This is a genomic window from Streptomyces sp. NPDC046900 (assembly GCF_040644975.1).
GTDB lineage: Bacteria > Actinomycetota > Actinomycetes > Streptomycetales > Streptomycetaceae > Streptomyces.
The window spans coordinates 57,686-65,551 of record NZ_JBEYXD010000048.1 but is presented as its reverse complement, the minus strand read 5'-3'; the positions used below and the strand labels follow the sequence as shown (position 1 = coordinate 65,551).

7 protein-coding genes and 1 pseudogene are annotated in these 7,866 nt (G+C 69.5%); 5 read left to right on the top strand and 3 right to left on the bottom strand.

The window, feature by feature from the left end; all coding sequences use genetic code 11:
* From ABZ904_RS33465 to ABZ904_RS33450, 4 genes and pseudogenes are all read left to right on the top strand, one after another.
* Positions 1 to 288 (top strand): annotated as a pseudogene (locus ABZ904_RS33465) (hypothetical protein); the annotation flags it as partial.
* Entirely contained in the window at positions 288 to 1,121 is an 834-nt protein-coding gene (gene istB / locus ABZ904_RS33460) for an IS21-like element helper ATPase IstB (RefSeq protein WP_361827564.1), read from the top strand. The pseudogene ABZ904_RS33465 and the gene istB, both read left to right, overlap by 1 nt.
* A 9-nt stretch (positions 1,122 to 1,130) precedes the next feature.
* Entirely contained in the window at positions 1,131 to 1,790 is a 660-nt protein-coding gene (locus tag ABZ904_RS33455; protein ID WP_361827568.1) for a helix-turn-helix domain-containing protein, read from the top strand.
* Positions 1,787 to 3,124, top strand: a complete 1,338-nt coding sequence (locus tag ABZ904_RS33450; RefSeq protein WP_361827561.1) for an MFS transporter — start codon at positions 1,787 to 1,789, stop codon at positions 3,122 to 3,124. Before ABZ904_RS33455 ends, ABZ904_RS33450 begins: the two co-directional genes overlap by 4 nt.
* Positions 3,125 to 3,615: 491 nt before the next feature.
* Here the strand turns inward: ABZ904_RS33450 and ABZ904_RS33445 are convergent, their stop codons facing one another.
* A complete protein-coding gene (locus tag ABZ904_RS33445; protein ID WP_361827558.1) occupies positions 3,616 to 4,647 on the bottom strand; it encodes a saccharopine dehydrogenase NADP-binding domain-containing protein in 1,032 nt (343 codons plus the stop codon).
* A 109-nt stretch (positions 4,648 to 4,756) separates the two neighbouring features.
* On the opposite strand from ABZ904_RS33445, the gene ABZ904_RS33440 reads away from it, so the two are divergent.
* Positions 4,757 to 5,740, top strand: coding sequence for a helix-turn-helix domain-containing protein (locus ABZ904_RS33440; protein ID WP_360997092.1), 984 nt, complete (start codon positions 4,757 to 4,759; stop codon positions 5,738 to 5,740).
* 186 nt (positions 5,741 to 5,926) lie between these two features.
* On the opposite strand, the gene ABZ904_RS33435 is transcribed toward ABZ904_RS33440, so the two are convergent.
* Both ABZ904_RS33435 and ABZ904_RS33430 read right to left on the bottom strand, forming a co-directional pair.
* On the bottom strand, positions 5,927 to 6,589 hold the full coding sequence (locus ABZ904_RS33435; RefSeq protein ID WP_359398598.1) for a response regulator transcription factor: 663 nt from the start codon (positions 6,587 to 6,589) through the stop codon (positions 5,927 to 5,929).
* On the bottom strand, positions 6,586 to 7,740 hold the full coding sequence (locus ABZ904_RS33430; protein WP_361827554.1) for a sensor histidine kinase: 1,155 nt from the start codon (positions 7,738 to 7,740) through the stop codon (positions 6,586 to 6,588). The genes ABZ904_RS33435 and ABZ904_RS33430 overlap by 4 nt, the downstream gene beginning before the upstream one ends.
* Positions 7,741 to 7,866: the final 126 nt, after the last annotated feature.

Sequence of the window (7,866 nt, the reverse complement as noted above, 5' to 3'; positions counted from 1 at the left end):
GTCCGCAGCGACACCGAGGAGATCACCGTGACCTGCGGCGACGACGTGGTGGCCCGCCATGCCCGCTGCTGGGCCAGACACCAGTCGATCACCGACCCGGAGCACGCGAGTGCGGCCCGGCGCCTGCGCGAGGAGGTCTGGCAGCAGCAGGACGTCCGCGCGCACGCCGCCCGAGCCGCACTCCTGGCCCCGGACAGCCTCGGCATCGAGGTCGAACAGCGCGAGCTGGGCACCTACGACCGCATGTTCACCCTCATCGAGGGCGGCGCAGGGAAGGAGGACATCTGATGCCCCGCACCATCACTGGCGCCGTCAGCGCGGCGAAACCCGACGGTCGGGCGGCCCGCACCGGCCGGCAGACCGCCGCCGACCTGGCCTTCCTCGCCCGCGCGATGAAGGCCCCGGCCCTGCTGGACGCCGCCGAGCGCCTGGCCGAACGCGCCCAGGCCGAGTCCTGGACCCACACCGAGTACCTGGTGGCCTGCCTGCAGCGGGAGGTCGCCGCCCGCGACAGCCACGGCGGCGAGGGACGCATCCGCGCCGCCCGATTCCCCGCGATCAAGACCCTCGAGGAGCTGGACCTCACCCATCTACGTGGTCTGACGCGCCAACACCTCGCCCATCTAGGAACACTGGACTTCATAGCGGCCAAGGAGAACGCCGTTTTCCTCGGCCCGCCGGGCACCGGCAAGACGCACGTCGCCACCGGCCTCGCCGTCCGGGCCTGCCAGGCCGGCCACCGGGTCGCGTTCGCCACCGCCGCCCAGTGGGTCGACCGCCTGGCCGCCGCCCACCAGAACGGCCGGCTCCAGGACGAGCTGGTCAAGCTCGGCCGCTATCCGCTGATCGTGATCGACGAAGTGGGGTATATCCCCTTCGAAGCCGAGGCCGCGAACCTGTTCTTCCAGCTCATCTCGAACCGATACGAGAGAGCCAGCGTGATCGTCACATCGAACAAGCCCTTCGGGCGCTGGGGAGAGACCTTCGGCGACGAGACCGTCGCCGCCGCGATGATCGACCGCCTCGTCCACCACGCCGAGGTCTACTCCCTCAAGGGCGAGTCCTACCGCATGCGCGGCCGGGAACTCGGCCGCATCCCGACCAGCAACGGCAACGACTGACAAGACCAACTGAAGACTGGGTCAGGACTCAACCGCCCAAAGAGGGTCACGATTCAGCCGCCGTCGACAAAGGGGCTGCGTGCCCTTGCACATCCGGTGCGCGTGCAGTTGGTCGGGTTGCTGCGGAAGTACGGCCCGTCGACGGCTACCCGCCTCGCGGAGCGGCTGGGCGTGAATTCCGGTACGGCCAGCTATCACCTGCGCCAGCTCGGCGCGGCCGGCTTCGTCGAGGAGGACGCGGAACGCGGCAACGCGCGAGAGCGCTGGTGGCGTTCGGTCCATCAGATGACGGAGCTGAACGACCGGGGCCTGGCCGATCGAGAGCCTGAGGCCACGCAGGCCTACCTGCAGTCCGTCGCCGCCACCTACACCATGCGCGCTCAGCAGGCGTTGAACGAACTGCAGACGATGTCCCGTACGTGGCGGGACGCCTTCGACATGAGTGACTGGGCCCTGCGGCTCACACCGGAAGAGGCCATCAGCCTGCGCCAGGAGTTGAGGGCCGTCCTGGCCCGTTACCGAAGAGATACGCCGGAGGCGGCGGCGAGTGCCCCGGAGGGAGCCGAGCGGGTCGCTGTGATCACTCATCTCCTGCCTGAGCTGGATACGCCCGCCACGTCGGATGCGCAGCCCAATTCCGAGCCGGCCACAGGGACGGTGGCATCGTGACGGCGGCGGACGCAGGGGCCGACGGCATATCCGGCAGGCGGTCCCTACGGCCACTGGCCGGGGTCCTGGCGGCCATGGCCGTGTCACTGACAGGCACTCGGGTGTCGGCAGTGGCACTGCCCTGGTTCGTACTCGTCACCACTGGAAGCGCCACCCAGACCGGGCTGGTCGCCTTCTGCGAGATGGCTCCGTACGTGGTGGTCAAGGCGTTCACCGGCCCCTTGGTGGACCGGATCGGCCCGCGGGCCGTTTCCTGGACCACGGATCTGGCCAGCGCAATCGCCGCCGCTGCGGTGCCCCTGTGCCACGCCCTGCACCTATTGTCCTTTCCGCTCCTGCTGGCCCTGGTCGCGGTGATCGGCGCAGTCCGCGGACCCGGCGATCTGGCCAAGGGGGTCATGGTCCCGGAAGCGGCCGATCGCAGTGGGGTACTGCTGGAGCGGGCCACCGGTCTGACCGGCGTGACCGAACGGCTCGCGTCCACCATCGGCCCGGCGGCCGGCGGCGCTCTGGTGGGGCTGGTCGGCCCCTTGACGGAGCTTGTCATGAATGCAGGCTGCTTTGCTCTCGGATCGGTGATCATCGGACTGGCACTGCCTCGCGGCATGGGGCACGCGGCCGAGGAAGCCTCATCGCAGGCCGGGGAGACGGAACCAGGCTACTGGCGGCGATTCGGCGAGGGCTTCACCTTCCTGCGGGGCGAGCCGTTGCTGCTCACCGTCATCGTCATGGTGGGGATCACCAACCTGCTGGACGCAGCGTTCGGCACGGTGCTCATGCCCGTCTGGGCCAGAGAGTCGGGCAACGGGCCGACTACGATCGGAGTGATGGGCAGCGCGATGGGTGCCGCGGCCGTTGCCGGGAGCCTCATCGCTGCGGTGGCGGCGCACCGACTGCCGCGCAGAGTGGTGTTCTTCGCCGGATTCCTGTTGGCCGGGGCACCGAGATTCCTGATCCTCGCCTCCGATGCCCCGTTGGGGGCGGTACTGGCCGTCTTCGCGGTCAGTGGGTTCGGTGCGGGCTTCCTCAACCCGGTGCTGGGAGCCATCCTCTTCGAACGGGTGCCGCGCCGGATGCTGGGCCGCGTCAACGCGCTCGGTGACTCACTGGCCTGGGCCGGCATTCCTCTCGGTGGACTCATCGCTGGGGCGGCGGTGGCCCCTGTCGGACTTGTGCCAGTGCTGCTCGTATGCGGGGCCGCATACTTCCTCACCACGAACCTGACTGGACTGCGGCCGGAATGGGGCGAGATGGACCGTCCGGGCGGGCGAGGAGCCCTGAAGCGGCAACCTGAGGAAGACGCTTCACGACACAACGCGAGCGTCACGACGTGACGTTGAGAGGGGGGAGAATAGGCATTGGCTGCCCTCTCCCTCCCGCTCCTTCAGACTTCGCCTGCGTCGTCGTCGGCCGCGTTCGCGTCGCCCAGCGGACGCAGACACGACTAACCCGTCACAGCTGACATGCCTGGCCGCAGGCATGCGATGTCCGTTTCCCGCCAGCACCCGAGACGGGCCGCGGCACAGTGGAAGCGTGACCAGCAACGACAGCATGTATGCGGCGGTGCGCAGCCGCGATGCCCGTACAGACCGCGAGTCCAACAGCGCGGCAGGCAGCGCTGGGCCGACCGGTATGGGTAACGGGCCGCAGGACTCCAGGCCGTCAAGGGAACCGCGGAGCCGATGGGGGAGACGTGGCCCAGGGACGCGGGGTGGCTACCGGCACTCGAACACCGTTCGCGTCGACAACCCATGTCGGGTCACCGCCGCCCCGCCGGAGCGGGCCCAACTACAACAGCCCGGCGCACGGCGTGAGCGGCCTGCCGCTACGGACACAGTTCCAGGGAAATGTGCGAGGACAGCGCACGGAGGAAGTCGGGTGCGTCGAAGATCGCGCCGGCGGACGCGACACCGACCGTTCTGGTCGGTCCCTTGAGGATGCGGTCTACCGCTTCCACGACGAGCGGCGCGGTGACGGCGTAGATGTCCTGGCCCCTCGCCACAGCCCGCTGTTCGCTGCCGCCACGGCGCACGACGACGTCGACGATGAAGGTCTGCGCGGACCGCCCACGCTCGTCGGCCGCGGCCGGCAGGGGTGCGTTCGGGGCCGTCACGTCCTTGGCCGCCTCGATCGTCATGTAATTGCGCACCTCGGGGATGGACAGATGGCTGGGTACGGTGACGACGTCGGCCATCGTGAACTCCCCGATGACGGACCGAGGGCCCATCGGCTCGGGAAAGGGCCACTTGAGAGTCGGCGGATCGTCATGGCGGTACTCGAGCTGCCCGTTCGTGTAACGGACGCGCCGACCGTGTCGCCGCTGCCGGGAGACGGCGCCCGCTGCACGCGTCCCGGCAGTGGGGTGCCAACTGCTGAGCCCGTACGCGATGTGCGCCTCGTCGGCCGCCGTCCAGTCGCCCATCGCGGCGGTGGTCAGCAGATCGCCGAGGCCGCCGTAGAAGGCCATGGCCGGGACGATCACCGACCCTGCCGCGCGGGCCCGCTCCGTGAAGTGCGCGAACGTATCGACATTGGCCTCGATCTCCGCCGCCACATCCACATACGGGATCCCGGCGCGCAACGCCGCCTCGATCACGGGGGCGGCCGTCGTGGCGAAGGGCCCGGCACAGTTGATCACGGCGGCCGCACCGGCCAGTGCGCGATCGAGCGAGGCCGGGTCGTCGACCGATGCCGGGCGGGCGTCGAGTCCGGCTTCGGATGCCGCCAGCGCGTTGAGTTTGCCGGCGTCGCGCCCGGAGAGGGTCGGGACGAACCCGCGATCCCGCAGCTCTGCCACAACAAAGCGCCCGGTGTGCCCGTACGCGCCGAAGACAGCCACCTTGAGCCCTGATGCCATGGGTTCCCCCGCACTCGAAATGATCTCTTGCGATCCGTTGTGGACATCCTGTCGAGGGTGGGTGCCTTACACGAGTGTCCGGAACGCCATGGCCCGTACAATTCCGGACGTGACCACAGTCGCGCTGGCCGTCACCGACGGAATGCTGCACTTCGAACTGTCGATCGCCTACGAGGTCTTCAGCGCCGCCCCGATCGGGGTGGCAGACCCCTGGTACGACCTGCACGTCTGCGGCCGGGGCGCCGTGCGGGCCGGCTGGTTCCGGCTGGAGCCCGATCACGGGTTCGAGCAGCTCTCGAACGCCGACACCGTGATCGTGCCGGGCTGGGCCGACGTCGACGAGGCCCCACCCGCCGACCTGGTCGACGCGGTGCGCGCGGCCCACGAGGCAGGCGCACGCGTGGCATCCCTGTGCACGGGCGCGTTCGTGCTGGCCGCCGCAGGACTGCTCGACGGGCGGCGCGCGACCACGCACTGGGCGCACACCCAAGCCCTGGCTGACCGGTACCCCCAGGTGAAGGTGGACCCGGACGTCCTCTACGTGGACAACGGCAGTGTGCTCACCTCCGCCGGCAAAGCCGCCGCCATGGACCTGTGTCTGCACCTCGTGCGCCTCGACCACGGCTCGTCGATCACCAACGCCGTCGCCCGCCGCCTGGTCGTGCCACCACACCGGGACGGCGGCCAGGCCCAGTTCGTCACCGCCCCGGCGCCCGCCCCGGACAACCACCCGCTCGCCGAACTGTTCCCTTGGGCGATCGAACGGCTGGACCAGCCGCTGACCGTGGAGGATCTGGCCCGCCAGGCACGCATGAGTTCACGCAACCTCGGCCGCCATTTCAGGTCGGTGACCGGTACCACCCCGCTGCAATGGCTGCTCACTCAGCGGATCCGCTATGCCCAGGAGCTGTTGGAGACCACCGACGACACCGTCGACACCATCGCGGCAGCCACCGGCTTCGGCACCGCCACAACCCTGCGCCGGCACTTCAACCGCACGGTCGGCGTGCCTCCCGACAGCTACCGCCGCACCTTCCGCTCGCGACCTCACCCCGGCCTGAACGACAGCCGGCAACACCACCAACTCCCCTGAGTCATGGGAAGGAGCCCTTCGGCTCACCGGCGGTCAGTTGCCAGTTCGGGGCCTCTACTGAGACGCCCGGCACCTGCTCTCTACTGCGAAAGCCAGTGCCGATACTCCGCACAGCTGAAGCGCCGCCGTCCGCTGGTGCAGGGCGAACATGGTGCTCCCAAAGCCGTGTTGAGCCCGCGAACGTGCTCAGCGCGGCGGTCGTACCAGCCCCATGTCATAGGCGGTGATCACGAGCTGAACCCGGTCCCGGGCGCCCAGTTTGGTGAACAGGCGTGACACGTGCGACTTGGCGGTGGCCACCGAGATGAAGAGATCCTCCGCGATCTCGCTGTTCGACCGGCCGTGTCCGACCAAGGTCAGCACTTCCCGTTCCCGCTCGGTGAGGCCCTCGACCGGTCGTGGAGTGCGCTCTGGGGGATCGGCAGGGCGTCTGGCGAAATCCGCGATCAGACGGCGCGTCACACTTGGCGCGATCAGTGCGTCGCCGGCGGCGACCACGCGGATCGCGGCGAGGATGTCGTCCAGCGCCATGTCCTTGACCACGAAGCCGCTCGCGCCGGCCCGGAGCGCACCGTAGACGTGGTCGTCCTCGTCGAAGGTGGTCAGCATGAGGACGCGGGTCTTTGCCGGGCCGGCGGTGATCCGGCGCGTGGCCTCGATCCCGTCCATGCCGGGCATCCTGATGTCCATCACCGCCACGTCGGGGCTGATGTCGCTGACCAGTTGGACCGCCTCGGCGCCCGTGGCGGCCTCTCCGACGACCTCGAGGTCGGGACAGTCGGCCATGAGCACGCGCAGACCGGACCGCACCAATGGCTGGTCGTCGGCGAGGATGATGCGGACCGTCATCGGGCCTCCGCCGGAACTGCGACGGGTTGGGACAGTGGCAGTGTCGCCGCCACCCGGAAGCCGCCCTCGGGACGCGGTCCGGCGATAAGTTGGCCGTGCAGCAGGCCCACCCGTTCCCGCATGCCCACGAGACCGAAGCCATGGGCCGAGCCGTTCTTGGCGCCGCGCCCGTCGTCGACGACCTCCACGGACAGCTCCTCGTCCCCGTAGTCGATGGCCACCCGGCAATGCCCCGTCCCCGCGTGACGGACCACGTTGGTGAGCGCCTCCTGCACGATACGGTAGGCGGACAGGTCGATGTCGGCCGGCAACGGCCGCTGCTCCCCGCTGAGGTGCACGTCGACGCGTACCCCCGCATCCGCGGTCGCCGCCGTGAGCCGCTCGATGTCCGCCAGTCCCGGCGAGGGCGCGAGAGTCTGCACCGATGCCGCGGCCTCCGGGTCGGCCTGACGTAGCGCCACCAACGTGCGGCGTAGGCCCGACAGGGTCTCTCTGCTCGTGGCCTCGATGGCTCGCAGGGCTTCGCGGGCCTCCGCAGGCTGTGTCTGGATGACCCGGCTGCCCACCCCGGCTTGGATGGCAATAATGCCGATGCTGTGGGCGATCATGTCGTGCAACTCCCTTGCGATCCGGAGCCGTTCGGCGGTCACGGCCTCCGATACCTCCTGCGCGCGCAGAGCCACCGCGTGCTCGCGACGCTCGCGGCTGAGTAGGCCGACCATGCACGATGCGGCCATCGCGAGGAGGGCGATCACGCCGTTCACCGTCAGGTTGTCCCCGTGCGCGAAGCCGCCGATCAGCAGGAGTTGCACGGTGAAAGACACGGCGACGGCGACGATCGAAGCTCGCCGCGTGCGAGTGGCGACGATGAAGCCCAGGACAAGGTCCACTGCCAGAAGCGACAGGAACTCGCCCTGATACGACACCGCCGGGCTCGTATGCACGTGGCGGGGCGGGAACACCGCCACCACGGCGATGGCGCCGAAGAGCGTCATGCCCAGAGCCAGCAGCGGCATCCGTCGCAGCACACCGACGAGCAGGCTCGCGGCCAGCAGCGACCCCACCGCGTGCACCGTGCCCGAAGCCCGCGGCGCGCCCCCAAGCAGCAGAAGCAGGAGGAAGAGGTACAGGAAACCCCCGACCCAGGCCATGACCTTCGTCCTGGTCACCGTCGGTGTGCCTGTTCCCGAGGAGGATTGCAATGCGGAACGCCGGCAGGCGACGGAGAGGTCATTGAGTCGTCCATGGCGTGAGACTAACCAGCCGCTACCCGCGCG

Bases quoted from the DNA above. Each gene is read 5' to 3' on its own strand.
- istB (WP_361827564.1), top strand. From the start codon at position 288: ATGCCCCGCACCATCACTGGCGCCGTCAGCGCGGCGAAACCCGACGGT.
- ABZ904_RS33445 (WP_361827558.1), bottom strand. From the start codon at position 4,647: ATGGCATCAGGGCTCAAGGTGGCTGTCTTCGGCGCGTACGGGCACACC.
- ABZ904_RS33435 (WP_359398598.1), bottom strand. From the start codon at position 6,589: ATGACGGTCCGCATCATCCTCGCCGACGACCAGCCATTGGTGCGGTCC.
- ABZ904_RS33430 (WP_361827554.1), bottom strand. From the start codon at position 7,740: ATGGCCTGGGTCGGGGGTTTCCTGTACCTCTTCCTCCTGCTTCTGCTG.